Annotated in this window: 22 protein-coding genes; 12 read left to right on the forward strand and 10 right to left on the reverse strand. The window is 63.7% G+C overall.

The window, feature by feature from the left end; genetic code table 11:
• Nucleotides 1-22: 22 nt before the first annotated feature.
• Genes BLS08_RS14490 through BLS08_RS14515 form a run of 6 tightly spaced genes read right to left on the reverse strand, consistent with a single transcriptional unit; the run spans nucleotide 23 to nucleotide 5962 of the window.
• Entirely contained in the window at nucleotides 23-1765 is a 1743-nt protein-coding gene (locus BLS08_RS14490; protein ID WP_017676716.1) for an ABC transporter substrate-binding protein, read from the reverse strand.
• Between the two features lie 51 nt (nucleotides 1766-1816).
• Nucleotides 1817-2089: a DUF2160 domain-containing protein gene (locus tag BLS08_RS14495; protein WP_003239937.1), complete on the reverse strand. Its 273-nt coding sequence runs from the start codon at nucleotides 2087-2089 to the stop codon at nucleotides 1817-1819.
• Nucleotides 2090-2101: 12 nt separating this feature from the next.
• Nucleotides 2102-2902, reverse strand: a complete 801-nt coding sequence (locus tag BLS08_RS14500) for a carbohydrate ABC transporter permease (protein WP_017676715.1) — start codon at nucleotides 2900-2902, stop codon at nucleotides 2102-2104.
• Nucleotides 2903-2910: 8 nt separating this feature from the next.
• Complete coding sequence (locus tag BLS08_RS14505) at nucleotides 2911-3774, reverse strand: carbohydrate ABC transporter permease (RefSeq protein WP_017676714.1); 864 nt, start codon at nucleotides 3772-3774, stop codon at nucleotides 2911-2913.
• Nucleotides 3771-4868, reverse strand: coding sequence for an ABC transporter ATP-binding protein (locus BLS08_RS14510; protein WP_017676713.1), 1098 nt, complete (start codon nucleotides 4866-4868; stop codon nucleotides 3771-3773). The genes BLS08_RS14505 and BLS08_RS14510 overlap by 4 nt, the downstream gene beginning before the upstream one ends.
• Nucleotides 4868-5962 carry an ABC transporter ATP-binding protein gene (locus BLS08_RS14515; protein ID WP_017676712.1) on the reverse strand — a complete coding sequence of 365 codons (1095 nt, stop codon included), beginning with the start codon at nucleotides 5960-5962 and terminating at the stop codon, nucleotides 4868-4870. The genes BLS08_RS14510 and BLS08_RS14515 overlap by 1 nt, the downstream gene beginning before the upstream one ends.
• 259 nt (nucleotides 5963-6221) lie before the next feature.
• Between BLS08_RS14515 and BLS08_RS14520 the strand changes: the two genes are divergently transcribed.
• The gene (locus BLS08_RS14520) at nucleotides 6222-8051 is read left to right on the forward strand and encodes a sigma-54-dependent Fis family transcriptional regulator (RefSeq protein WP_017676711.1); all 1830 of its coding nucleotides are present in this window, start codon (nucleotides 6222-6224) and stop codon (nucleotides 8049-8051) included.
• Here BLS08_RS14520 and BLS08_RS14525 read toward each other — a convergent pair.
• Nucleotides 8041-8937, reverse strand: a complete 897-nt coding sequence (locus tag BLS08_RS14525; RefSeq protein WP_017676710.1) for a DMT family transporter — start codon at nucleotides 8935-8937, stop codon at nucleotides 8041-8043. The two genes, BLS08_RS14520 and BLS08_RS14525, sit on opposite strands and share 11 nt — an antisense overlap.
• 135 nt (nucleotides 8938-9072) lie before the next feature.
• Between BLS08_RS14525 and BLS08_RS14530 the strand changes: the two genes are divergently transcribed.
• Together BLS08_RS14530 and ampC are read left to right on the forward strand one after the other, a co-directional pair.
• A complete protein-coding gene (locus BLS08_RS14530; protein WP_017676709.1) occupies nucleotides 9073-9510 on the forward strand; it encodes an Lrp/AsnC family transcriptional regulator in 438 nt (145 codons plus the stop codon).
• A 12-nt stretch (nucleotides 9511-9522) separates the two neighbouring features.
• On the forward strand, nucleotides 9523-10659 hold the full coding sequence (ampC, locus tag BLS08_RS14535) for a class C beta-lactamase (protein WP_017676708.1): 1137 nt from the start codon (nucleotides 9523-9525) through the stop codon (nucleotides 10657-10659).
• Nucleotides 10660-10702: 43 nt separating this feature from the next.
• Here ampC and BLS08_RS14540 read toward each other — a convergent pair whose 3' ends face one another.
• From BLS08_RS14540 to BLS08_RS14550, 3 genes are all read right to left on the reverse strand, one after another.
• Nucleotides 10703-11830, reverse strand: coding sequence for an acyl-CoA dehydrogenase family protein (locus BLS08_RS14540; RefSeq protein WP_017676707.1), 1128 nt, complete (start codon nucleotides 11828-11830; stop codon nucleotides 10703-10705).
• An 84-nt stretch (nucleotides 11831-11914) separates the two neighbouring features.
• Nucleotides 11915-13105, reverse strand: coding sequence for an acetyl-CoA C-acyltransferase (locus tag BLS08_RS14545; protein ID WP_017676706.1), 1191 nt, complete (start codon nucleotides 13103-13105; stop codon nucleotides 11915-11917).
• Between the two features lie 82 nt (nucleotides 13106-13187).
• Nucleotides 13188-13955, reverse strand: a complete 768-nt coding sequence (locus tag BLS08_RS14550) for a 3-hydroxyacyl-CoA dehydrogenase (protein ID WP_090336869.1) — start codon at nucleotides 13953-13955, stop codon at nucleotides 13188-13190.
• Between the two features lie 87 nt (nucleotides 13956-14042).
• On the opposite strand from BLS08_RS14550, the gene BLS08_RS14555 reads away from it, so the two are divergent.
• From BLS08_RS14555 to BLS08_RS14595, 9 genes are all read left to right on the forward strand, one after another.
• Complete coding sequence (locus tag BLS08_RS14555; protein ID WP_017676704.1) at nucleotides 14043-14423, forward strand: MerR family transcriptional regulator; 381 nt, start codon at nucleotides 14043-14045, stop codon at nucleotides 14421-14423.
• 35 nt (nucleotides 14424-14458) lie between these two features.
• Complete coding sequence (locus BLS08_RS14560; protein WP_017676703.1) at nucleotides 14459-15622, forward strand: isovaleryl-CoA dehydrogenase; 1164 nt, start codon at nucleotides 14459-14461, stop codon at nucleotides 15620-15622.
• A 139-nt stretch (nucleotides 15623-15761) separates the two neighbouring features.
• Entirely contained in the window at nucleotides 15762-17369 is a 1608-nt protein-coding gene (locus BLS08_RS14565) for a carboxyl transferase domain-containing protein (RefSeq protein ID WP_017676702.1), read from the forward strand.
• An 86-nt stretch (nucleotides 17370-17455) separates the two neighbouring features.
• Nucleotides 17456-18250, forward strand: coding sequence for a gamma-carboxygeranoyl-CoA hydratase (locus tag BLS08_RS14570; RefSeq protein ID WP_055984921.1), 795 nt, complete (start codon nucleotides 17456-17458; stop codon nucleotides 18248-18250).
• 2 nt (nucleotides 18251-18252) lie between these two features.
• Complete coding sequence (locus BLS08_RS14575) at nucleotides 18253-20181, forward strand: acetyl/propionyl/methylcrotonyl-CoA carboxylase subunit alpha (protein WP_017676700.1); 1929 nt, start codon at nucleotides 18253-18255, stop codon at nucleotides 20179-20181.
• A 186-nt stretch (nucleotides 20182-20367) separates the two neighbouring features.
• Nucleotides 20368-21267, forward strand: coding sequence for a hydroxymethylglutaryl-CoA lyase (locus tag BLS08_RS14580; RefSeq protein WP_017676699.1), 900 nt, complete (start codon nucleotides 20368-20370; stop codon nucleotides 21265-21267).
• Between the two features lie 221 nt (nucleotides 21268-21488).
• On the forward strand, nucleotides 21489-23450 hold the full coding sequence (locus BLS08_RS14585; protein WP_017676698.1) for an acetoacetate--CoA ligase: 1962 nt from the start codon (nucleotides 21489-21491) through the stop codon (nucleotides 23448-23450).
• A gap of 106 nt (nucleotides 23451-23556) precedes the next feature.
• Nucleotides 23557-24384, forward strand: a complete 828-nt coding sequence (locus BLS08_RS14590; RefSeq protein ID WP_017676697.1) for an alpha/beta fold hydrolase — start codon at nucleotides 23557-23559, stop codon at nucleotides 24382-24384.
• The gene (locus BLS08_RS14595) at nucleotides 24371-25324 is read left to right on the forward strand and encodes a GGDEF domain-containing protein (RefSeq protein WP_017676696.1); all 954 of its coding nucleotides are present in this window, start codon (nucleotides 24371-24373) and stop codon (nucleotides 25322-25324) included. The genes BLS08_RS14590 and BLS08_RS14595 overlap by 14 nt, the downstream gene beginning before the upstream one ends.
• The last annotated feature ends 54 nt before the right edge of the window (nucleotides 25325-25378 follow it).

A 25378-nucleotide genomic window follows, 5' to 3' on the forward strand; every position in this document is an offset into this window, starting at 1 on the left:
TTCAGCCACTGCGCCACTTAGATCAGTTGCGCGACTGTTCCCAGGACTTGAGCAACTCGTCGTAGGCAATAGTCTCGCCTTTGGGTTTCTCGTTGGCCAGCTTGGGCTTCGGTGCGCCCGGCTGATCGAACCAGTACTGCGGATCACGCGGCTCGTTCAGCTTCGGCCCGCATTCGCCCAGCACGCCGGAGCGCTCCAGGCGGCCGAGCATGGTGTCCTGCGCAGCCGCCAGGCCATCCAGTGCCTGTTGCGGGGTCTTGTCGCCGCTGGCCGCCTCGGCAATGAACTGCCACCACAGCTGAGCCAGACGCGGATAGTCTGGTACGTTGGTGCCGGTCGGCGTCCACTGCACGCGCGCCGGGCTGCGGTAGAACTCCACCAGGCCACCGAGCTTGGGCGCGGCGTCGGTCATGGCCTGGGAGTTGATGTCCGACTCGCGAATCGGCGTCAGACCGACCAGGGTCTTCTTCAGCGACACGGTCTTGGAGGTGACGAACTGGGCGTAGAGCCAGGCGGCCAGACGCTGCTTCTCCGGCGTGGACTTGAGGAAGGTCCAGGAACCGGCGTCCTGATAGCCGAGCTTCATACCCTCCTCCCAGTACGGTCCTTTCGGCGAAGGCGCCATACGCCACTTCGGCGTACCGTCTTCGTTGACCACCGGCAGGCCCGGTTTGGTCATGTCGGCGGTAAAGGCGGTGTACCAGAAGATCTGCTGGGCGATGGCGCCCTGCGCCGGCACCGGGCCGGATTCGGAGAAGGTCATGCCCTGCGCTTCCGGCGGTGCGTACTGGCGCATCCAGTCGACGTATTTCTGCGTGGCGAACACCGCCGCCGGGCCGTTGGTATCGCCGCCACGGGCAACGCTGGAGCCCACCGGACGGCAGCCATCGACGCGAATGCCCCACTCGTCCACCGGCAAACCGTTGGGCAGGCCCTTGTCGCCGCCGCCGGCCATGGAGAACCAGGCATCGGTGAAGCGCCAGCCCAGCGACGGGTCTTTCTTGCCATAGTCCATGTGGCCGTAGACGCGCTGACCGTCGATTTCCTTGACGTGCACCGAGAAGAACTCGGCGATGTCCTCGTAGGCCGACCAGTTGACCGGTACGCCCAGCTCGTAGCCGTAGATCTCCTTGAACTTGGCCTTGAGCTCCGGGCGCTCGAACCAGTCGGCGCGGAACCAGTAGAGGTTGGCAAATTGCTGGTCGGGCAATTGATACAGCTTGCCGTCCGGCCCGGTGGTAAAGGAAGTGCCGATGAAGTCTTCGAGATCCAGAGTCGGTGAAGTGAAGTCCTTGCCCTCACCCGTGATCATGTCGCTGATCGCCACTGCCTTGCCGTAGCGCGCGTGGGTGCCGATCAGGTCGGAGTCGTTGACCCAGCCGTCGTAGATGTTCTTGTCCGACTGCATCTGCGTCTGCAGCTTCTCGACCACGTCGCCTTCCTGCAGCAGGTCGTGCTTGAGCTTGATCCCGGTGATCTCGCTGAACGCCTTGGCCAGCACCTTGGACTCGTACTCGTGGGTAGTGATGGTTTCCGACACCACGCTGATGTTCATGCCACGAAACGGCTCGGCGGCCTTGATGAACCATTTCAGCTCTTCGAGCTGCTGCTCAGGCGTCAGGGTAGATGGGTTGAATTCATCGGCGATCCATTTCTTCGCGGCCTCTTCATAGGCATCCGCCCAGGCCGCACCGCTCAAACCGGACAACGCCAGCAAGGCGGCCAACGCCATGCTATGTCGGGTCTTGTTGTTATTGTCGAACATAGAGACCTCCATCTCAGGATTTGGGGAGAGGCATACCGGCGGCAGCCCGGCTCAGCCCCAGCGCATGACTGCGCACAACCACAACAGCGATAGCAGCGATGCTATCCACACGCTCCAGTCGGTCACGCCTATCACCAGCAGGTGCAGGTAGGCGCTGCCGAGCAGACCGATGAACAACCGATCACCCCGGGTGGTGGTGATCGGCAGAAAACCCTTGCGCTCGACGCACGGCCAGCGCAGCTCGACCAGCGTCATGCCGGCCAGCAGTACGGCGATGCCGCCGAAGAACAGCGCGGTTGGTAGAGTCCAGGCCATCCAGCTCATGACGAACCTCCCTTACACGCGACCGAGGGCGAAGCCCTTGGCCACATGGTTGCGAACGAACCAGATCACCAGCATCCCCGGAAGGATGGTCAGTACCCCGGCAGCAGCCAGCACGCCCCAGTCGATGCCCGAGGCGGACACGGTACGGGTCATCACCGCCGCGATGGGCTTGGCGTCCACCGAGGTCAGGGTGCGCGCCAGCAGCAACTCGACCCAGGAGAACATGAAGCAGAAGAAGGCGGTGACGCCAATGCCGGAGCGGATCAGCGGGATGAAGATCTTCACGAAGAACTTGGGGAAACTGTAGCCGTCGATATAGGCCGTCTCATCGATTTCCTTCGGCACGCTGGACATGAAGCCTTCGAGGATCCACACCGCCAGTGGCACGTTGAACAGACAGTGCGCCAGTGCCACGGCGATATGGGTGTCGAACAGGCCGATGGACGAATACAGCTGGAAGAACGGCAGCAGGAACACCGCCGGTGGTGCCATGCGATTGGTCAGCAGCCAGAAGAACAGGTGCTTGTCGCCGAGAAAGCGGTAGCGCGAGAATGCATAGGCTGCCGGCAGCGCCACGCTGAGCGAGATCAGCGTGTTGAGGCTGACGTAGTACAGCGAATTGAGGTAGCCCTCGTACCAACTGCGGTCGGTAAAGATCACCCGGTAGTTGTCCAGGGTGAAGCTCTGCGGCCACAGGCTGAGGCCACCGAGGATCTCGGTATTGCTCTTGAACGACATGTTCAGCAGCCAGTAGATCGGCACCAGCAGGAACAGGAAATAGATCAGCAGTACCAGGCGTTTGCGTAGCGTCATGGTCGGCCTCAGCGGGTTTTGTCGTCGTGGGTCATGGCGGTGTAGAACAACCAGGACACCAGCAGGATGATCAGGAAGTACACCAGCGAGAACGCCGCTGCCGGGCCCAGATCGAACTGGCCGATGGCCATTTGCGTCAAGGTTTGGCTAAGGAAGGTGGTGGCGTTGCCCGGCCCGCCGCCGGTGAGCACGAACGGCTCGGTGTAGATCATGAAACTGTCCATGAAGCGCAGCATCACCGCGATCAGCAGCACGCTTTTCAGCTTGGGCAGCTGGATATGGCGAAACACCGCCCAGTTCGACGCGCGGTCGATGCGCGCCGCCTGGTAATAGACGTCAGGAATGGCGCGCAGGCCGGAGTAGCACAACAGCGCCACCAGCGAGGTCCAGTGCCAGACGTCCATGATCAGCACCGTCACCCAGGCATCCATGGTGTTGGAGGCATAGTTGTAGCTGATGCCCAGCTTGTTCAGCGCCCAGCCCATCAGGCCGATGTCGGCGCGGCCGAAGATCTGCCAGATAGTACCGACCACGTTCCACGGGATCAGCAGCGGAATGGCCATCAGGATCAGACACAGCGACGCCCAGCGCCCGCGTGTCGGCATGCACAAGGCAATGGCGATGCCCAGCGGGATCTGGATCAGCAGCACGCAGGCGGAAAAGATGAACTGGCGCAGCAGCGAGTCGTGCAGGCGCGGGTCCTGCAACACCTGGCGATACCAGTCGACGCCGACGAAGTAGCGCGTGGACGGGTCGAAGATGTCCTGCACCGAGTAGTTGACCACCGTCATCATCGGCACGATGGCGCTGAACGCCACCAGCAGGAATACCGGCAGCACCAGCCACCAGGCCTTGTTGTTCTGCACCCTCATGGCGCCACCTCCACCAGGTAGTCGTCGGCATAGAGCATCAGCCACTGTGCTGGGAAGCTGAGGTAGACCTGCTCGCGCGGCACAGGCTGATCCTCCTGCAGGCGCACCTTGAGCACCTGGCCGTCGAGATCGAAGGTGAGAATCTTGTAGGTGCCGAGATCCTCGACATGCAGCACCCGGCCACACAGCGCGTCCTCATAGGCGCCATCCCAGACATGCACGAACTCGGGACGTATGCCCACCTGCAGGCGCTTGCCGTCCAGCTCGGCCAGGCGCTGGTTGAGCGCGGCGGACAGCGGCAACACCGTCCCGGCAAAACGCACGCCGCCCTCGCAGCGCTGCACCTCGATCAGGTTCATGCCCGGGCTGCCGATGAAGTAGCCGACGAAGGTATGTCCGGGGCGCTCGAACAGCTCGCGCGGCGTGCCGAACTGGACGATCTGTCCGCCATACATCACCGCGATCTTGTCGGCGAAGGTGGAGGCCTCCAGCTGGTCGTGGGTGACGTAGACCATGGTGATGTTGAACTGCTCGTGGATCTGCTTGAGCTTGCGCCGCAGCTTCCATTTCAGGTGCGGGTCGATCACCGTCAGTGGCTCGTCGAAGAGAATCGCCGACACGTCGTCGCGCACCAGGCCACGACCCATGGAGACCTTCTGCTTCTCGTCGGCGGTGAGGTTGCGCGCCTTCTTGTGCAGCAGCGGATGCAACTCCAGCACCTCGGCGATCTCGTGCACCTTGCTCATCACCCGCGCCTCGTCCATGCCCTGATTGCGCAGCGGGAAGGCCAGGTTGTCGAACACCGTCATGGTGTCGTAGACCACCGGAAACTGGAAAACCTGGGCGATGTTGCGCTCCTGCGGCGACAGCCTGTTGACCGCCTTGCCGTCGAACTGCACTTCGCCCTGCGACGGGCTGAGCAGGCCGGAGATGATGTTGAGCAATGTGGACTTGCCGCAGCCTGACGGCCCCAGCAGCGCATAGGCACCGCCCTGCTGCCAGACATGGTTCATCTCGCGAATCGCGTAGTCTTCCGGCGCCTTCGGCACGCCGCTGTAGCTGTGCGCGAGGTTGTGCAAGCGAATCTCGGCCATCAGGCGGCCCTCCCCTGGCGGCGGCTGGGCGCCTGCACCAATTGCCCATCGGCGGCGAAGACGAACAGCTTGTGGGTCGGGATGTAGATCAGAATCGGCGTATCCACCGCATACTCGTGCACCCCCGGCAGGTGCAGCACCAGCACGAACTGCTCGTTGCGCACGTGGAGGAAGGTTTCCGAACCGCTGATCTCGGCCAGCTCGACGGTTACCGCCAACTCCAGATCATCGTCATTGGACGGCACCAGGCCGATATGGCTGGGGCGCACGCCGAAGCGATATTCACCCTCGGCGATGCCGCGCAGATCGGGGTTGAGCGGAAAATGCACGCAATCGGCGAAGCTCACCTCAGTGCCACTGATGCGTCCAGGCAGCAGGTTGATCGCCGGTTCCGAGAACAGCTCGGCGGCCAGCATCTGCTGCGGACGGTGGTAGACCTCGGCGGTCCTGCCGCTCTGCACCACCCGCCCCTCGTGCAGGATGGTGGTGGTGCCACCCAGGGCCAGCGCCTCGTTGGGCTCGGTGGTGGCGTAGATGGCGATGGTGTGGCGCGCCTGGAACAGCTCGCGCATTTCCTGGCGCAGCTCCTCACGCAGCTTGTAGTCGAGGTTGACCAGAGGCTCGTCGAAGAGAATCAGCGAGGCATCCTTGACCAGCGCCCGGGCCATGGCCGTGCGCTGCTGCTGGCCGCCGGACAGCTCCAGCGGAAAGCGCGACAACAGTTTGTCGATGCGCAGCATGCGCGCGGTAGCCTCGACCTTCTCGACGATCTGCTCCTTGGCCACACCGGCCTGACGCAGCGGCGAGGCGATGTTCTCGAACACCGTCAGGGTCGGGTAGTTGATGAACTGCTGATAGACCATCGACACGTTGCGCTGGCGCACCGGCATACCCGTGACATCGGCGCCGTTCATCAGCACCCGGCCGCTATTGGGCCGATCCAGACCGGCCATCAGCCGCATCAGGCTGGTCTTGCCGGCCAGGGTGCGGCCGAGCAGGACGTTGAATGAGCCGGGTTCGAAACTCAGGCAGGCATCGTCGATATGCACCTGGCCATCGACGATACGGGTGACGTGTTCGAGCTTGAGCGACATGGCCTGTCCTTTTTCTTGTCGTGCCATTCGGTTGCGAACATCGATAGCGACAAGCGTGCCAGTGCCCAAAAATCAGACGTATCTCTTTGATAGAAATCAAAAAAGCCATTCAAGCTCATTAGCACGCGGGTATTCCACTGAACACTTTTGAACAGTCGAATGTGAACAACTGAACAATTCGTTCGTTGACTTTGAACAGGCTTGAACGAAACTGGATCGATCGCGGCGCAGATCGCGAACCAACAAGAAGAGATCATGTATGACAGAAGCTGCCCGCGCCCCGGCGCACGACACCCTCATCCAGGAGTCCTGGTCGCGCTGTCGTGACTATGGCCTGACCCATCAGAGCTCGCCGCGCTTCGACCCACCGCCTGCCGGCGAACTTTCGGCCCTGCTGGAAAGCCGCCAGGCCCTGGTGCAAACCACCCACCAGGAAGTGCTGCCCTACTACGGCACCATCCTGTCCAACTCCAACTGCCTGATCATGCTCGCCGACGACCAGGGCCGGCTGCTGCAATCCTGGGGCGACCAGCGCTTCATCGAACCGCGCCAGGCCGCCGGCTTCGTCGCTGGCGCCAGCTGGCTGGAGCGCTACACCGGCACCAACGCCATCGGCACTGCGCTCAGTTGCGGCCAGGCCGTGCATATCCAGCACGACGAGCATTTCCTCAAGGCCAACCGTTTCATGACCGGTTCGGCCTCGCCGATCTTCGACGAGCAACGGCGCATGATCGCCGTGCTCGACGTGTCCAGCGACAGCTACCTGCCGCCAGCGCACACCTTGGGCATGGTCAAGATGATGAGCCAGTCGGTGGAGAACCGCCTGATCCTCAAGCTGTTTGCCGACCAATATCACCTGCTCAGCTTCAACACCAGCCTCGATAACCTCGACAGCCCCTGGGCCGGCCTGGTCGTGTTCGACGAGCAGGGCCACGTGGTGTCCGCCAACCGCCGCGCCGATAACCTGCTGGGCCAACCCCTGACCTACGGCGCCATCGAGCAGCTGTTCGACGTGCCGCTGCAACAGTTGCTCAACCAACCGGACGGTCAGCCCTTCAGCCTGCGCACCAGTGGCCATTTTCGCTTTCACGCTCGAGTACGCCGCCCTGCCCGGCCGGCGCCGATCCAGGCCCGCGACTTCCGCCCGCAAGCTACCCAGAGCACGCCGCAAGAGCCACACCTGCATACCCTGAGCGCTGGTGATGCGCGCATGGACAAGGTCGTGCGCCAGGCCGAACGCCTGCTGGAGAAGGACATTCCGATCCTGATTCAGGGCGAAACCGGTGCCGGCAAGGAGGTTTTCGTCAAGGCGCTGCACCAGGCCAGTTCGCGCGCCAGTCAGCCGTTCATCGCGGTCAATTGCGCAGCCATTCCCGCCGAGCTGGTGGAGTCGGAGCTGTTCGGCTACGAGAAAGGCGCCTTTACCGGCGCCAGCCAGAAGGGCCACATCGGGCTGATCCGCAAGGCGCACAAGGGCACGCTGTTTCTCGACGAGATCGGCGACATGCCGCTGCGCGTGCAGGCGCGCCTGCTGCGCGTGCTGCAGGAACGTTGCGTGCAGCCGCTGGGCAGCAGCGAGCTGCATCCGGTCGACGTGCGCCTGGTCTCTGCCACCAACCGCCCGCTGCGCCAGGACGTCGACAGCGGCCAGTTCCGCGCCGACCTGTACTACCGCATCAGCGGCCTGAACCTGGAGCTGCCGCCACTGCGCGAACGCAGCGACAAGCAGGCGCTGTTCCATAAACTGTGGGAGCAGCACCGCGAACCCCACCAGCGCGCGGGTATCAGCCGCGAGGTACTGGAGCTGTTTCAGCACCACCCATGGCCAGGCAACCTGCGCCAACTCAGCAGCGTGCTGCGCGTGGCGCTGGCCATGGCAGACGATCAGCCCATCCGCGCCGAACACCTGCCGGACGACTTTTTTCTCGACCTGCCGACGGACACGACCCTGCAAGCACACCCCGAGCCCGACGATCTGGCCAGCCAGTACCAGGCCTGCGGCGGCAACATTTCCTACCTTGCCCGCCACCTCGGCCTGAGCCGCAACACACTGTACAAGCGCCTACGCGAACAGGGCGTCAGACCCTGACGGCACGCCGGGTCTTTATGCCCAGCCGCCAGCCCTGCTGCATGCCCGCGGCCGCTAGCAGAATGGCCGCCACACCGAGCCACTGCAGCGGGCTGAGCCAGTGATCGAAGGCCAGCCAGTCGACGAGGATCGCCGCCACCGGATAAATGAACGACAGCGCGCCGGTCAGCGCCGTCGGCAGTTTCTGGATGGCGCCGTAGAGCAGCATGTACATCAGCCCGGTATGCACCACACCCAGGGTTGCCAGGCTGGCCCAGGCCGCCTCGCCTTGCGGCAACTGATGCCCAGCCAGGGGGGCCAGCATCAGCACACCGGTCAGCAGCTGAATAAGCGCGATCAGATGCGGCGGCGTAGCGCTGAGGCGTTTGACGATCAATGCGGCGACCGCATAGAGCAGCGCCGCCCCCAGCGCCAGGGCGATGCCCAGCAGGTAGTTGCCAGCGGCCACCGCGCCCCGCCCGTGGGCACTGACGATGGCCAGCATGCCGATGAAAGCCAGCGCCAACCAACCGAGCTTGAGCCAGGTGATGCGCTCGCCGAGAAACAGCGCCGCCAGGCCCACCAGCATGAACGGCTGGACGTTGTACACCACGGTGCTGACGGCGATGGAGGCCTGCGCGTAGGAGGCAAACAACAGCAACCAGTTGCCGACGATGGCCACGCCGCTGAGCGCCGCCAGCAGCAATACGCGCCGCCCCAGAAGCTCGGCACGCAGCAGGCCGAGCACGGCGCAGACCAACAGCAACATGCCGCCGCCGATCAGGCAGCGCCAGAACACCACATCCACCACGGCCTGGCCGGATACCAGGACGAACCAACCGATGGTGCCGGAAATCAGCATGGCGGCGACCATTTCCAGCGATCCGCGTTTGAGGTTGTTATCCATGAGGGGAGCCTCTTCGAGAGATGACGATAATTATCCGAAGGTGCAACTTCCCTCTCCATGGAGAATCTGAGGCAGAATCCAGTCCTCGCCTTTTTTACAACGGCATATTCCGGCTTTTACCTAACGAGGCCTGCAATGACCGATGAAATCGACCAGACCCTGATCGCCGCCCTGATGGAAGACTCGCGGCGTTCACTCAAAGCCCTGGCGCAGATCAGTGGCCTGTCCTCCCCCAGCGTGGCCGAGCGGCTGCGCCGTCTGGAGGAACGCGGCGTGCTCAAGGGCTATACGGTGGAGATCGATCCGCGCCATTTCGGCTATCAGTTGCAGGCCATCGTTCGCGTGCGACCGCTGCCCGGCAAGCTGCATGAAGTGGAGCGACTGATTCAGGCCACGCCCGAGTTCACCGAATGCGACAAGGTCACCGGCGAGGACTGCTTCGTGGCTCGCCTGCACGTGCGCTCCATGGAGCAACTGGACGAGGTGCTCGACCGCATCAACGGCTATGCCGAAACCAACACTGCCATCGTCAAGAAGACCTCGGTGCCCCGCCGCCTGCCCCCGATGAACTGACAAGGAACGATCATGCGCCCATCCCTTCGCCCCCTGCTCGTCACGCTCGGCCTTTGCCTGGGTAGCCAATCGGCCTTCGCCGAGCTGAACCAGGCCGTCGATGCTGCCGTGAAACCGATGATGCAGACCTATGCCATCCCAGGCATGGCCATCGCCATCAGCCACAAGGGCCAGCAGCATTTCTTCGAATACGGCGTCGCCTCACATGAAAGCGGCCAGGCGGTGGATCGCCACACCCTGTTCGAACTGGGTTCGATCAGCAAACTGTTCACCGCCACCCTCGGCGCCTACGCCGAAGCGCGCGGCACGCTGAACCTCAGCGACAACGCCAGCCAATATCTGCCAGAGCTGCGCGGCACTGCCTTCGATCACATCAGCCTGCTGGATCTGGCTACCTACACCCCGGGTGGCCTGCCACTGCAATTTCCGGACGCGGTCAGTAGCGAACGGCAGATGCTCGACTACTACCGCAACTGGCAGGCGGTTTATGCGCCGGGTATGCAGCGGCTGTATTCCAACCCCAGCATCGGCCTGTTCGGTCACCTGGCAGCGGCCAGTATGGCCAAGCCGTTTCAGCAGTTGATGGAGAAGGACCTGTTGCCGCAACTGGGCATGCAGGAAAGCTACGTGCAAATACCGGCCGAGCAGATGACGCGTTATGCCTGGGGCTACCGCGACGACAAGGCCGTGCGCGTGAGTCCCGGCGCGCTGGATGCCGAAGCCTACGGCTTGAAATCCACTGCCGCCGACATGCTGCGCTTCATCGACGCCAACCTGCACCCCGACAAGTTGCCCGCACCGCTGCTTCAGGCCGTCAGTTCCACCCATCGCGGTTACTACCAGGTTGGTGACATGACCCAGGCCCTGGGCTGGGAGCGCTATGCCTACCCCATCAGCCTGGCGAAACTGCAGGCCGGAAATTCTGCAGAAATGGCGCTGCAACCCCAGCCGGTGGAGCGTTTCAGCGTGCCCAAGCCAGCCGAAGGTGACCTGCTACTGAACAAGACCGGTTCGACCAACGGCTTCGGCGCCTACATCCTGCTGCTGCCGGCGCGTGATATCGGCCTGGTGATACTCGCCAACCGTAACTATCCCAATGCCGAGCGCGTGCGCCTGGCGTTGCAGTTGCTCGAGAGCCTCGAACCCTAGGCTGGTTTGCAAGGCATCGGTGCGCAGGATGCGCACCTTACCCTTACAGACTGCGCGCGATCACCATCCGCTGCACGTCGCTGGTGCCTTCGTAGATCTGGCACACGCGCACGTCGCGGTAGATGCGCTCGACCGGGAAATCTTTCAGGTAGCCATAACCGCCCAGGGTCTGGATCGCCGCCGAACACACCCGTTCGGCCATCTCCGAAGCGAACAGCTTGGCCATCGACGCCTCGGTCAGGCATGGCTGGCCTGCCTCGCGCAGGCTCGCCGCGTGATGCACCATCTGCCGCGCCACGGCGATCTGCGTGGCCATGTCGGCCAACCGGAACGCCACAGCCTGGTGTTCGATGATCGGCTTGCCGAAGGTCACCCGCTCGTGGGCGTAATCGCGCGCCGCCTCGAACGCGGCGCGGGCCATGCCCACCGACTGCGCGGCGATGCCGATGCGTCCGCCTTCCAGGTTGGCCAGGGCAATGCGATAGCCTTCGCCCTCCTCACCCAGGCGCAGCTCGGCCGGAATGCGCACTTCGTCGAACTGGAGCTGGCAGGTGTCGGAGGCGTGCTGGCCGAGCTTGTCCTCGACCCGCACCACCGAGAACCCTGGCGTATCGGTGGGTACGATAAAGGCGCTGATGCCCTTCTTGCCCGCCTGCGGATCGGTGACGGCGAAGACGATGACCATGCCGGCATGGCTGCCGGAGGTGATGAATTGCTTGGCGCCATTGAGGATGTAGTGATCGCCATCGCGCCGGGCGCGGGTGCGTAGATCGCTGGCGTCGGAGCCGGCCTGCGGCTCGGTCAGGGCGAAGGCACCGAGCATGCTGCCCTCGGCCAGCGGACGGAGAAAACGCTGTTTCTGCGCCTCGCTGCCGTATTTGAGGATCGGCATGCAGCCCACCGAGTTGTGCACGCTCATGATGGTGGAGCAGGCGCCGTCGCCCGCGGCGATCTCCTCCAGGGCCATGGCGTAGGCCAGATGACCGGTTTCGGCACCGCCCCACTGCTGCGGCACCAGCATGCCCATAAAGCCCAGCTGGCCCATTTCGGTGATGGCCTCGGTTGGGAAACGATGCTCGCGGTCCCAGTCGGCGGCGAAGGGCTTGAGCCGTTCCTGGGCGAACTGGCGGGCCATGTCACGGATCAGTAGTTGTTCTTCGTTGGGCAGCATGGCTGGCTCCATACGTAGGGTGCGCCGTGCGCACCGCTGATTGGCAGAAACTCTCGGTGCGCACAGCGCACCCTACGGGTCGGTTCAATACAACTCGATGGCTACAGCGGTGGCCTCACCGCCACCAATGCACACGGACGCCACACCACGTTTAAGACCTCGCTGCTGCAACGCTGCCAACAGGGTCACCAGGATGCGAGCGCCGGAGGCGCCAATGGGATGTCCCAGGGCGCAGGCGCCGCCGTTCACGTTGAGTTTGGCGTGGTCGATGCCCAATTCACGCATGGCCACCATGGGCACCACGGCGAACGCCTCGTTGATCTCGAACAGATCGACCGTCTCCAGCGGCCACTCGATGCGCGCCAGCAAGCGCTGGATCGCCGACACTGGGGCCGTGGTGAACAGATTCGGCGCCTGGGCATGGCCGGCATGACCGATGATGCGCGCCAGCGGTTTCAGACCACGTTCCTGAGCCTCGGATAGGCGCATCAGCAGCAGCGCGGCAGCGCCATCGGAAATGGAACTGGCATTGGCCGCCGTGACCGTGCCGCCCTCACGGAACGCCGGCTTCAGGCCAGGGATCTTGTCCGGCCGAGCCTTGGGCGGCTGCTCGTCGGTATCGACCAGGCGCCGCTCACGCCCCTGCGGCGCCTCCACGGCGACGATCTCACTGGCGAAGCTGCCGTCCGTTATCGCCTGCTGGGCGCGGCGCAGCGACTCCAGGGCATAGGCGTCCTGCTCCTCACGACTGAAGCGATACTGCTGCGCACAATCCTCGGCGAAGGTGCCCATCAGCCGGCCGCGCTCGTAGGCGTCCTCCAGGCCGTCGAGAAACATGTGGTCGAGCACCTGACCATGGCCCATGCGATAACCGCCACGGGCGCGCGTCAGCAGGTACGGCGCGTTGGACATGCTCTCCATGCCGCCAGCCACCAGCACCTCGCTGCTACCGGCGAGCAACTGGTCATGACCGAGCATCAATGCCTGCATGCCCGAGCCACACATCTTGTTCAGCGTGGTGCACTGCACCGCCTGGCTCAGCCCGGCGCCCAATGCGGCCTGGCGCGCCGGTGCCTGGCCCTGGCCGGCCTGCAACACGCAGCCCATCAGTACCGTGTCCACCGCCTCGGCCGCGAGCCCGGCAAGCTCCAGGCTCGCACGGATGGCTGCAGCACCCAGTTCGGCCGCCGTAAGGCCGGCCAGATCACCAAGAAAGCCCCCCATGGGCGTGCGCACTGCACTGACGATAACGACGGGACCGAGTTGCTGTTTCATGAGTTTCACCTTCGAATCACATGGCCCGGATGCAATCCGGGAAATATGTGGGGGCCCGGATTGCATCCGGGCTAGCTATCGGTTACTTCGCCGCCATGCGCAGCGCGCCATCGAGGCGGATCACTTCACCGTTGAGCATCGCGTTCTCGACGATATGCCGTACCAGTGCGGCGTATTCGTCCGGCCGACCCAGCCGTGGCGGGAACGGCACGTTGGCCGCCAGCGAATCACGTACCTCCTGCGGCATACCGGCCATCATTGGCGTCTCGAACACGCCGGGGGCAACGCACATCACACGGATACCCGAGCGCGCCAGATCGCGCGCCGCCGGCAGCGTCAGTGCCGCGACGCCGCCCTTGGACGCAGCGTAAGCGACCTGGCCCATCTGCCCGTCGAACGCCGCCACCGAGGCGGTATTGATGATGACCCCGCGTTCGCCCTCGGTGTTCGGCGTGTTCTGCGCCATGGCCTCGGCAGCCAGGCGCAACAGGTTGAAGCTGCCGATCAGATTAATCTCGACGGTACGGCGGAAACTGTCCAGGCCATGTGCACCGTTGCGGCCCAGTACCTTCTCGGCCGGCGCGACCCCGGCGCAATTGACCAGCCCGTGCAGTGCGCCGAACGCCGCCAACGCCTGCGCCACGGCGGCCTGGCCATCCTCTTCACGGGTGATATCGGCGCATACGAAACGGGCGTTGCCGCCCAGCTCGGCGAGGGCCTGCTGGCCCGCTTCTGCGTTGATATCCAGCAGCACCACCTTGCCACCGCGCCCGACCAGCTCACGGGCTGTGGCCAGGCCAAGACCAGAGGCGCCGCCGCTGATCAGGAATACGGATTCGTCGATACGCATGCTCAACCTCTGTGATTGTTGTGGAGTGAGATTGACAGCCAGATTTGCACAGGTTTACGTTAACGTAAAGGTAAACGAGCAATGACCATGGCAACCACCTACTCCATCTCCGATCTGGCCCGCGAACTGGACATCACCACTCGCGCCATCCGCTTCTACGAGGAGCAAGGCATGCTCGCGCCGGAGCGGCGTGGCCAGGAACGCGTCTACAGCGCCAAGGACAAGGTGACGCTGAAACTCATCCTGCGCGGCAAGCGCATCGGCTTCTCGCTGGCCGAATGCCGCGAGCTGATCGAGCTCTACGACCCGGAAACCGGCAGCCGCAAGCAGCTGGAGACCTTCATGGGCAAGATCGCCGAGCGCCGTCTGCAGCTTGAACAACAGTTACTGGATATCCAGCAGATGCAGCTGGAACTGGATACCGCCGAGGAGCGCTGTCTCGCTGCCTTGGCCGAAACGACCGCGTAATCGCCCCCACGACAAGAACAACAGCAGGTGACCCCATGAGCTACCCCACCCTCAATTTCGGCCTCGGCGAAACCCTCGACATGCTGCGCGACTCGGTACATCAGTTCGCTCAGAACGAGCTGGCGCCACGTGCCGCGCAGATCGACCGCGATAACGAATTCCCCATGGACATGTGGCGCAAGTTCGGCGACATGGGCCTGCTCGGCATGACGGTCAAGGAAGAGTATGGCGGCACCGACATGGGCTATCTGGCGCATGTGCTGGCCATGGAAGAGATCAGCCGTGCCTCGGCCTCGGTGGGTCTGTCCTACGGCGCGCACTCCAACCTCTGCGTCAATCAGATCCACAAGAACGGCAGCCACGAGCAGAAGCTCAAGTACCTGCCCAAGCTGTGCTCCGGCGAGCATATCGGCGCTCTGGCCATGAGCGAGCCCAATGCCGGTTCCGACGTGGTGTCGATGAAGCTGCGCGCGGAAAAACGCGGCGACCGCTACGTGCTCAACGGCAACAAGATGTGGATCACCAACGGCCCGGACGCCCACACCTACGTGATCTACGCCAAGACCGACATCAACGCCGGCTCGCGCGGCATGACCGCCTTCATCGTCGAGCGCGACTTCAAGGGCTTCTCCCGCCACCAGAAGCTGGACAAGCTGGGCATGCGCGGCTCCAACACCTGCGAACTGGTGTTCGAGGACTGCGAAGTACCGGAAGAGAACATCTTAGGCGTCGAGGGCGGTGGCGTGCGCGTGCTGATGAGCGGCCTGGACTACGAGCGCACCGTGCTCTCCGGCGGCCCGACCGGGATCATGAGCGCCTGCATGGACGTGGTGCTGCCCTACGTGCATGAGCGCCAGCAGTTCAAGCAGTCCATCGGCGAATTTCAACTGGTGCAAGGCAAGCTCGCCGACATGTACGCCGGCATGAATGCCTCCAAGTCCTACCTGTACAACGTGGCCAAGGCCTGCGACCGCGGCGAGGAGTCGCGCAAGGACGCCGCCGCCGTGATCCTCTACACCGCCGAGATGGCCACCAGGATGGCCCTGGATACCATCCAGCTGCTGGGCGGCAACGGCTACACCAACGAATACCCGGCCGGCCGCCTGCTGCGTGACGCCAAGCTCTACGAGATCGGCGCCGGCACCAGCGAAATCCGCCGCATGCTGATCGGCCGTGAGCTGTTCAACGAGACCAAGTAAGGCATCTGTGATGGTTCCCACGCTCTGCGTGAGAACCTGAAACCGGACGCTCAGCGTCCGTTCTGGGGACGCTGAGCGTCCCTGGCGAAACTCCCACGCAGAGCGTGGGAGCGATCAAATCAAAATCGGAGCGCCACCGATGGCCATCCTGCATACCCAGATCAACACCCGCTCCCCAGAGTTCGCCGCCAACAGCGCGGCCATGCGCGAGCAGGTCAGCGACCTGCGCGCCCTGCTCGCCCGCCTGCACGAAGGCGGCGGCGCGAAGGCCCAGCAGCGCCACACCGCACGTGGCAAGCTGCTGCCGCGCGAACGCATCAACCGCCTGCTCGATGCCGGCTCCCCCTTCCTCGAGATCGGCCAGCTCGCCGCCCATGAGGTCTACGGCGAAGACGTGCCGGCCGCTGGAGTGATCGCCGGTATCGGCCGCGTCGAAGGCGTGGAATGCATGATCGTGGCCAACGACGCCACGGTTAAAGGCGGTTCCTACTACCCACTGACGGTGAAGAAGCACCTGCGTGCCCAGGCCATCGCCCGCGAGAACCGCCTGCCCTGCATCTACTTGGTGGACTCCGGCGGCGCCAACCTGCCGCGCCAGGACGAGGTGTTCCCGGACCGCGAGCACTTCGGGCGGATCTTCTTCAACCAGGCCAATATGAGCGCCATGGGCATCCCGCAGATCGCAGTCGTGATGGGCTCCTGCACTGCCGGTGGTGCCTATGTGCCGGCCATGAGCGACGAGACCATCATGGTGCGCGAACAGGCGACCATCTTCCTCGCCGGCCCGCCGCTGGTGAAGGCCGCTACCGGCGAAGTAGTCAGTGCCGAGGAGCTCGGCGGCGCCGATGTGCACTGCAAGACCAGTGGCGTGGCCGACCATTATGCAGAGGACGACGAACACGCCCTGGCCCTGGCCCGGCGCAGCATCAGCAATTTGAACTGGCGCAAGCTCGGCCAACTCGACGCCCGCGCCCCCATCGCCCCACGCTACGCCGCCGAGGAGCTGTACGGGGTGATCCCGGCCGACGCCAAGCAGCCCTTCGATGTACGCGAGGTGATCGCGCGTATCGTCGACGATTCGCAGCTGGATGAGTTCAAGGCGCTGTTCGGCACCACCCTCGTGTGCGGCTTCGCTCGCATCAATGGCTACCCTGTGGCGATCCTGGCGAATAACGGCATCTTGTTTGCGGAATCGGCGCAGAAAGGCGCGCACTTCGTCGAACTGGCCTGCCAGCGCGGCATTCCGCTGCTGTTCCTGCAGAACATCACTGGCTTCATGGTGGGCAAGAAATACGAAGAAGGCGGCATCGCCAAGCACGGCGCCAAGCTGGTCACCGCCGTGGCCTGCGCCCAGGTGCCGAAGTTCACCGTGATCATCGGCGGCAGCTTCGGCGCCGGTAACTACGGCATGTGCGGCCGTGCCTACGACCCACGTTTTTTGTGGATGTGGCCCAACGCACGAATTGGCGTGATGGGTGCGCAGCAGGCCGCCGGCGTACTGGTGCAGGTCAAGCGCGAACAGGCCGAGCGCGCCGGTCAGCATTATTCCGACGAGGACGAACAGCGCCTCAAGCAACCCATCGTCGAGCAGTATGAGAAGCAGGCGCATGCCTACTACTCCAGCGCGCGGCTGTGGGACGACGGCGTGATCGATCCGGCGCAGACCCGCGAGGTCCTGGCCCTGGCCTTGTCCGCCAGCCTCAACGCACCGATCGAACCGACCCGTTTCGGCGTGTTCCGCATGTAACACCAGTCTGTAGGAGCCCGCTTGCGGGCGATCAAAAGCATCGCCGGCAAGCCGGCTCCTACACCAGAGTTCTGAGAGCGACAGACATGACCGAATTCACCACCGTACAACTTGAGAAAGACCCGCGCGGCTTCGCCACCTTGTGGCTGAACCGCCCGGAGAAAAACAACGCCTTCAACGCCGAGATGATCCGCAAGCTGATCCTCGCCCTCGATGCCGTCGGTGAAGACAAGAGCCTGCGTTTCCTTATGCTGCGCGGCCGTGGCAAGCACTTTTCCGCTGGCGCCGACCTGGCCTGGATGCAGCACGCGGCGACCCTGGATTACAACGCCAACCTTAGCGATGCCCGTGAACTGGCCGAGCTGATGTACAACCTGCACGGTCTTAAGATCCCGACCCTGGCCGTGGTGCAAGGCGCCGCCTTCGGTGGTGCAGTGGGTCTGGCCAGTTGCTGTGACATGGCCATCGGTAGCGAAGACGCACTGTTCTCGCTGTCCGAGGTGCGCATCGGCCTGGCCCCGGCGGTGATCAGCCCCTTCGTCGTGCAGGCCATTGGCGAGCGCGCCGCCAAGCGCTACGCGCTGACCGCCGAGCGTTTCGACGGCAAGCGTGCCCGCGAACTGGGCCTGCTCGCCGAATGCTTCCCGGCCGATGAGCTGGACGCTCAGGTCGAAGCCTGGGTCGCCAACCTGCTGCAAAACAGCCCGCAAGCCATGCGCGCCAGCAAGGATCTGCTGCGCGAAGTCGGCAGCGGCGAGCTGACCCCAGCCCTGCGCCGCTACACCGAGAACGCCATCGCCCGCCTGCGCGTCAGCGCCGAGGGCCAGGAAGGCCTGCGTGCGTTCCTGGAAAAACGCCAACCTAGCTGGCAGGAGCAATGACCATGATCGACACCCTGCTGGTCGCCAATCGTGGCGAAATCGCCTGCCGTGTGATGCGTACGGCCAAGGCCATGGGCATTCGTACCGTCGCCGTACACAGCGCCATCGATGCCAATGCACGGCATGTGCGCGAAGCCGACGTCGCGGTGAATCTCGGCGGCGCCAAGCCTGGCGAAAGCTACCTGCTGATCGACAAGATCATCGCCGCCGCCAAGGCCAGCGGCGCGCAGGCCATCCACCCGGGCTACGGTTTTCTCTCGGAGAACGCCGGCTTCGCCCGCGCCATCGAACAGGCCGGATTGATCTTCCTCGGCCCGCCTGCCTCGGCTATCGACGCGATGGGCAGCAAGTCGGCGGCCAAATCGCTGATGGAAGCTGCCGGCGTACCGCTGGTGCCGGGCTACCACGGTGAGAAGCAGGATCTTGGTACCTTCCGCGAGGCCGCCGCACGTATCGGCTACCCGGTACTGCTCAAGGCCGCTGCTGGCGGCGGGGGCAAAGGCATGAAGGTCGCCGAGTCGGAAGCGCAGCTCGCCGAGACGCTGGAATCCGCGCAGCGTGAAGCGCAGTCGTCCTTCGGCGACTCGCGCATGCTGGTGGAAAAATACGTACTCAAGCCGCGCCACGTGGAGATCCAGGTATTCGCCGACCAGCACGGTAACTGCCTGTACCTCAACGAGCGCGACTGCTCGATCCAGCGTCGCCACCAGAAGGTGGTGGAAGAAGCGCCGGCGCCGGGCCTGAGCCCCGAGCTGCGCCGCGCCATGGGCGAAGCTGCGGTCAAGGCGGCGCAGGCCATCGGCTACGTCGGCGCCGGCACCGTGGAGTTCCTACTCGACGAGCGTGGCGACTTCTTCTTCATGGAGATGAACACCCGCCTGCAGGTCGAGCACCCTGTCACCGAAGCCATCACCGGCCTCGACCTGGTGGCCTGGCAGATTCGCGTCGCCCGTGGCGAGCCGCTGCCGCTAACCCAACAGCAGGTGCCGCTCAATGGCCATGCGATCGAGGTGCGCCTGTACGCCGAAGACCCGGATCACGATTTTCTCCCCGCCACCGGCACCCTGGCGCTGTACCGCGAGGCGGGTAATGGCGACGGCCGGCGCGTCGACAGCGGCGTGGCCGAGGGCGACAGCGTCTCGCCCTTCTACGACCCGATGCTGGGCAAGCTGATCGCCTGGGGCGAGAACCGCGAGCAGGCGCGCCTGCGCCTGTTGGCCATGCTCGGCAATACCCTGGTCGGCGGCGTGAAGACCAACCTGGCGTTCCTGCGGCGCATCCTCGCCCATCCGGCCTTCGCCGCGTGCGAGCTGGATACGGGCTTTATCCCGCGCCATCAGCAGCAGTTGCTGCCTGCACCGGGCGAGTTGCCGGAGGCCTTCTGGCAACTGGCAGCCGATGCCTGGGTACAGAGCGAGGCGCCGATAGAGCGCGACGACGACCCGCATTCGCCCTGGGCGACCCGCAGTGGCTGGCGCGCCGGTGGCGTGACGGAAATCGAGCTGCACCTGAGCAGTCAGGGCGAGAGCCGCAAGGTACGCGCGAGCAACCGGGCGTGCTTGCAGGGCGAAGAGCTGCTGGCGGAGATCGACGGCACGCGCCAGCGTCTACGAGCCATTCGCCGTGGCGAAAACCTCTACCTGCAATGGCGCGGTGAACTGCACGCGATCACACGCTTCGACCCCATTGCCGCCGCAGAAGCCAGCCATGCCCAGCACGGTGGCTTGAGCGCGCCCATGAACGGCAGCATCGTCCGTGTACTGGTCGAACCCGGCCAGGCGGTCGAGGCCGGCGCAGCCCTGGTGGTACTGGAGGCGATGAAAATGGAACACAGCATCCGCGCGCCCGAAGCCGGGACGGCCAAGGCGCTGTATTGCCGTGAAGGGGAAATGGTCAGCGAAGGTGCGGTGCTGGTGGAACTAGAGCCGTAGGGTGGATCACGCTTCACCGATCTACCGCATTCGCCTTGGATAAGGTGGGCTGAAGCCCACCCTACCAGCAGATCTTCGTAGGGTGGGCCGGGCGGCGATCCGCTTCAGTCGCGTAGGGTGGGCTTCAGCCCACCGTTTTGCAGAAGGTGCGCACGGCGCACCCTACGATGAAAACGAGGACATCCGATGAACCTGCCCACATCCGTACGCCTGGTCGAAGTCGGCCCGCGCGACGGCCTGCAGAACGAGAAGCAACCGATCAGCGTCGCCGACAAGGTGCGCCTGGTGGACGATCTAACAGCAGCCGGTCTGAGCTATATCGAGGTAGGTAGCTTCGTCTCGCCCAAATGGGTGCCGCAGATGGCGGGCTCTGCCGAGGTGTTCGCCGGCATTCAGCGCCAGCCAGGCGTCACCTACGCAGCCCTGACACCCAATCTGAAAGGCCTCGAAGCCGCGCTGGAGGCAAAGGTCGAGGAAGTGGCGGTGTTCGCCGCCGCCAGCGAGGCCTTCTCGCAGAAGAACATCAACTGCTCCATCGCCGACAGCCTGCAGCGCTTCGTACCGCTGATGGAAGCGGCGAAGGCGGCGGACGTACGCGTACGCGGCTACGTGTCCTGCGTACTGGGCTGCCCCTACGATGGCGAAATCGCGCCCGAGCAGGTCGCCAGCGTCGCCCGTGAGCTGTACGCCATGGGCTGCTACGAGGTATCGCTCGGCGACACCATCGGCACCGGCACCGCTGGCGCCACCCGTAAGATGTTCGAGGTCGTCGCTCGCGACATCCCGCGCGACAGGCTCGCCGGGCATTTCCACGACACCTATGGCCAGGCCCTGGCCAACATCTACGCCAGCCTGCTCGAAGGCATCAATGTGTTCGACAGTTCGGTCGCCGGCCTCGGCGGCTGTCCCTACGCCAAGGGCGCCACCGGCAACGTCGCCACCGAAGACGTGCTCTACCTGCTGCAGGGCCTGGGTATCGAAACCGGCGTGGACATGGATAAGCTGATCGCCGCTGGTCAGCGCATCTGCGAGGTACTGGGCAAGGCCAATGGCTCGCGGGTTGCGCGTGCTCGCCTGAGCCGATAGATGCCATCGCCTTCTGCACTTTAGGAGCGGATTCATCCGCGATTTTCGCGGCTAAAGCCGCTCCTACAAGGGGCTGCAGCGTATCGCCCCGTCGTTTTATCCAGAGTTTCGGAACCGATGAGAAAGTCGGTGCGATAGCAGCAAAGGTCGTCTGAGTTAAAGGTCAAATGCCCCGAACGCACTAAGCTGAAGCCCAGGGACAAGAACGACGAGGACTGACCATGCAGCAACCTCTGTGGACGCCTTCCGCCGAGCGTATCGCCGCCAGCCGAATGGATGCCTTCCGCCGCTTCATAAACGACCGCCATGCCCTGCACCTGGCCGACTACCCTGCCCTGCATGCCTGGAGCGTCGAGCAACGCGAAGCCTTCTGGCAGGCCATCGTCGATTTCTTCCAGATCCACTTCCACGCGCCCGCCGAACGAGTACTACGCGAAGGCCCGGCAATGCCCGATGCACAGTGGTTTCCCGGTACCGCCCTGAATTTCGCCGAGCATCTGCTGCGCCGCCGTGACGGTCATCCAGCGCTGGTGGCCATCGGCGAGGATGGCAGTCGCGAACAGCTCAGCCATGCGCAACTGGCTGCCCATGTCGCCGGGCTGCAACGCGCCCTGCACAACGCGGGCGTGGGCATCGGTGATCGGGTGGCTGCATTCATGCCCAACACCTGGCAAACCGTGGTGGGTATGCTCGCCACCGCCAGCATCGGCGCCACCTGGTCGAGTTGCTCGCCGGATTTCGGCACCCAGGGGGTGATCGACCGCTTCGGTCAGATCGAGCCCAAGGTACTGATCGCCGCCGCCGGCTACCGCTACGCCGGCAAGCGAATCGACCTGACCGACAAGCTCAACGAAATCCTCCCGCAACTGCCCAGCCTGGAACGGCTGGTTATCGTGCCCTACTCACGCGACGAGGCCAGCCCTACTGATTACAAGTCAGTTGCTCTAACGACCCTCTGGCAGGACTTCTACCAACCCGGCGGCGCGCCGCAGTTCACGCCTGTGCCCTTCGACCAACCGCTGTATATCCTCTATTCCAGCGGCACCACTGGCGTGCCCAAGTGCATCGTCCACGGCGTCGGCGGCACCCTGCTGCAACACGTCAAGGAGCTGGGCCTGCATACCGACCTTGGGCCCGACGACACTCTGTTCTACTACACCACCTGCGGCTGGATGATGTGGAACTGGCTGATTTCCGGCCTGGCCCTGCGCGCCACCCTGGTGCTCTACGACGGCTCGCCCTTCCATCCCGAACCGGCCCGCCTGATCGATCTGATCGACGCCGAGGACATCTCCATCTTCGGCACCAGCGCCAAGTTCATCGCCGCACTGGAGAAAGCTGGCGTCATACCTCGTGAAAGCCACAAGCTGAGCAGGCTCAAGGCCATTCTTTCCACCGGCTCGCCACTGGCCCACGAGAGCTTCGAGTACATCTACCGCGACGTGAAACGTGACCTGTGCCTGTCGTCGATTTCCGGCGGCACCGACATCGTCTCCTGCTTCGCCCTGGGCAACCCGACCCTGCCAGTCTGGCGCGGTGAACTGCAGTGCAAGGGCCTGGGGATGGACGTGCAGGTGTGGAACGACAATGGCCAGGCGGTGACAGGGGAAAAAGGTGAACTGGTCTGCGCCAGACACTTTCCTTCAATACCCGTGGGCTTCTGGAACGACGCAGATGGCGAGAAATTCCACGCTGCCTATTTCGCCACGTTCCCCGGCGTCTGGGCCCACGGTGATTATGCCGAGGAAACCGCGCATGGCGGCCTGGTCATCCACGGCCGCTCCGACGCCGTGCTCAACCCGGGCGGCGTACGCATCGGCACCGCAGAGATCTATCGCCAGGTGGAAAAGGTGCCGCAAGTGCTGGAGTCAATTGTCATTGGCCAGGATTGGCAGGGCGATGTGCGCGTGGTGCTGTTCGTGCGTCTGCGTGATGACGTGACGCTGGACGACACCCTGCGCGAAGAGATTCGCCAAGTGATCCGCGCCAACACCACGCCGCGACACGTGCCGGCGAAAATCATCCAGGTCGCCGATATCCCGCGCACCCTCAGCGGCAAGATCGTCGAGCTCGCAGTACGCAATGTCGTCCACGGCCGCCCGGTGAAGAACACCGATGCCTTGGCGAACCCACAAGCGCTGGAGCTGTATCGCAGCCTGGCAGAGCTGCGAAACGAGTTGTAGCCATAAGCCACCAGTCAGAAAAAATCACTATACTGGCGCCATTTTTTCGTCTTCACAGCAGCTGAGTCCTGGCCAAGACCAACTCGGCAAATGGCAAGGTGGCGACATGAACATCATCCAGCGCAACAACGTTCAACGCTTGAAAGCGGAAACGACCGATGCCCCAACGTTCATCTACGGCCACGGCTTCGGTTGCAATCAGGAGATGTGGAGCAAGGTCACGCCGGCCTTCAGCCAGCACTGGCACCAGGTGCTGTTTGACTATGTCGGCAGCGGCCGCTCCGATGCCAGCGCCTTCCACCCTGCCCGCTATGCCCAGCTGGAGGGTTACGTGGAAGACCTTCTGGAAGTATGCGATGTGCTCGAACTCTCGGGTGATCTGACCTTCGTTGGCCACTCGATCAGTTGCAGCGTCGGCATTCTTGCTGCCATCAGGCGGCCCGAACTGTTCTCCCGGCTGATTCTTCTCGGCCCCTCCCCCTGTTTTCTCAACGATCCGCCCGACTATCGCGGCGGGTTCGAACGCAGTGACCTGGAGGGGCTGCTGGAGCTGATGGCCCATAACTATCTGGGCTGGGCCCAGCAGTTCGCACCACTGGTATCGGCCGACGAGACTCCCGCAGTCACCCGGCAGCTCTCCGACAGCTTCTGCTCGACCGACCCAATCATGGCCCATGCCTTCGCTCAAGCCACCTTCTTCTCCGATATCCGCCCGGCGCTACAGTCGTGTCCGTCGCCCAGCCTGATCCTGCACCACCAGCGTGATGCACTGGTTCCCACATCAGTTGCCGACTATCTGCATACCGCACTCACGGGCAGCACCCTGGAAACGCTGGACGTCAGCGGTCATTGCGCGCACATGAGCCATCCTGAACTGGTGAGCGCCGCCATGCATCGCTACCTGCAGGGAGCACGCACACGTGTTCTATCTTGATCGCCTACCCGGCCCGGTACTGGTCACTGACTGCAACGGCCGAATCAAGCACTCCAATTGCGATTTCAAGCGCCTGGCAGGTGCGGGCGCGGCCGAAGGCATGGATCAGTTCTTTCCGCCGGCCAGTCGCATCTTCCTGCATACCCACGCCTGGCCCCTGTTGCTTCGCAACGGCGAGTTCAGTGAGCTTTACCTGCAACTGCAATCAGAAAACGGCCAGTCAATACCCGTCATGGCCAACGCACGCATCAGCGAAGTCGATGGCGCGCCGGAGGTCATCTGGCTGTTCTTCGTCGCCAAGGATCGCCAACGTTTCGAAGCAGAGCTGCTCAAGGCTCGCGAACAGGCGCAGGAAAGCGCAGCACAACTGGCCAAGGCCAACCTGGCGCTGCAGAGCGCCTACGCCCAGTTGGCCAACTATGCGGTGGAAATTCAGAGTGAAGCCGAGCAGCTTGCACAACTGAGCCATACCGACCCACTGACTGCGCTGAGTAATCGCAGGGCACTGTCAGTGCATGTCGAGCAGTGGCTCGGCAACGTCAGCGACCTGGCTTGCGGCAGCCTTTTGTTGATCGATATCGACCACTTCAAACAGATCAATGATCGCTTCGGCCATGCCGAGGGAGATCGCGTTCTGGTGGATATGGCGCAACGTCTTCTGGCCAGCGTGCGCAGTGGCGACAGCGTGGTGCGCTACGGCGGCGAAGAGTTCGCGATATGGCTGCCCAACGCCGATCTCGCTGAAGCCAGCGACATCGCCGAGCGCGTGCATGATCAGATCAAGGCGCTTGAGGTCGCCAACGAACCGGTCACGGTAAGCATCGGCATCGCCAGCCTGAAACCCTGCGAACGCTACCTGGAGCGTCTGCTGGCGGCAGCCGACAAAGCCCTTTACACAGCCAAAGCCCAGGGCAGGAATCGCAGCATTCGGCACGAGTAGCCGGCTCAGGATCGGTCGCTGCATCGGGCCGCAAACGCCTCCTATACTGGAGCG

This window comes from Ectopseudomonas chengduensis (assembly GCF_900102635.1).
Classification (GTDB): Bacteria; Pseudomonadota; Gammaproteobacteria; order Pseudomonadales; family Pseudomonadaceae; genus Aquipseudomonas; species Aquipseudomonas chengduensis.

Coding starts and splice junctions, on each gene's coding strand:
- BLS08_RS14490 (WP_017676716.1), bottom strand. CDS start 1,765: ATGTTCGACAATAACAACAAGACCCGACATAGCATGGCGTTGGCCGCC.
- BLS08_RS14530 (WP_017676709.1), top strand. CDS start 9,073: ATGACCGATGAAATCGACCAGACCCTGATCGCCGCCCTGATGGAAGAC.
- BLS08_RS14585 (WP_017676698.1), top strand. CDS start 21,489: ATGCAGCAACCTCTGTGGACGCCTTCCGCCGAGCGTATCGCCGCCAGC.
- BLS08_RS14575 (WP_017676700.1), top strand. CDS start 18,253: ATGATCGACACCCTGCTGGTCGCCAATCGTGGCGAAATCGCCTGCCGT.
- BLS08_RS14550 (WP_090336869.1), bottom strand. CDS start 13,955: ATGCGTATCGACGAATCCGTATTCCTGATCAGCGGCGGCGCCTCTGGT.
- BLS08_RS14525 (WP_017676710.1), bottom strand. CDS start 8,937: ATGGATAACAACCTCAAACGCGGATCGCTGGAAATGGTCGCCGCCATG.
- BLS08_RS14540 (WP_017676707.1), bottom strand. CDS start 11,830: ATGCTGCCCAACGAAGAACAACTACTGATCCGTGACATGGCCCGCCAG.
- BLS08_RS14545 (WP_017676706.1), bottom strand. CDS start 13,105: ATGAAACAGCAACTCGGTCCCGTCGTTATCGTCAGTGCAGTGCGCACG.
- BLS08_RS14515 (WP_017676712.1), bottom strand. CDS start 5,962: ATGTCGCTCAAGCTCGAACACGTCACCCGTATCGTCGATGGCCAGGTG.
- BLS08_RS14505 (WP_017676714.1), bottom strand. CDS start 3,774: ATGAGGGTGCAGAACAACAAGGCCTGGTGGCTGGTGCTGCCGGTATTC.
- BLS08_RS14560 (WP_017676703.1), top strand. CDS start 14,459: ATGAGCTACCCCACCCTCAATTTCGGCCTCGGCGAAACCCTCGACATG.
- BLS08_RS14590 (WP_017676697.1), top strand. CDS start 23,557: ATGAACATCATCCAGCGCAACAACGTTCAACGCTTGAAAGCGGAAACG.
- BLS08_RS14500 (WP_017676715.1), bottom strand. CDS start 2,902: ATGACGCTACGCAAACGCCTGGTACTGCTGATCTATTTCCTGTTCCTG.
- BLS08_RS14580 (WP_017676699.1), top strand. CDS start 20,368: ATGAACCTGCCCACATCCGTACGCCTGGTCGAAGTCGGCCCGCGCGAC.
- BLS08_RS14565 (WP_017676702.1), top strand. CDS start 15,762: ATGGCCATCCTGCATACCCAGATCAACACCCGCTCCCCAGAGTTCGCC.
- BLS08_RS14510 (WP_017676713.1), bottom strand. CDS start 4,868: ATGGCCGAGATTCGCTTGCACAACCTCGCGCACAGCTACAGCGGCGTG.
- BLS08_RS14555 (WP_017676704.1), top strand. CDS start 14,043: ATGGCAACCACCTACTCCATCTCCGATCTGGCCCGCGAACTGGACATC.
- ampC (WP_017676708.1), top strand. CDS start 9,523: ATGCGCCCATCCCTTCGCCCCCTGCTCGTCACGCTCGGCCTTTGCCTG.
- BLS08_RS14495 (WP_003239937.1), bottom strand. CDS start 2,089: ATGAGCTGGATGGCCTGGACTCTACCAACCGCGCTGTTCTTCGGCGGC.
- BLS08_RS14520 (WP_017676711.1), top strand. CDS start 6,222: ATGACAGAAGCTGCCCGCGCCCCGGCGCACGACACCCTCATCCAGGAG.
- BLS08_RS14570 (WP_055984921.1), top strand. CDS start 17,456: ATGACCGAATTCACCACCGTACAACTTGAGAAAGACCCGCGCGGCTTC.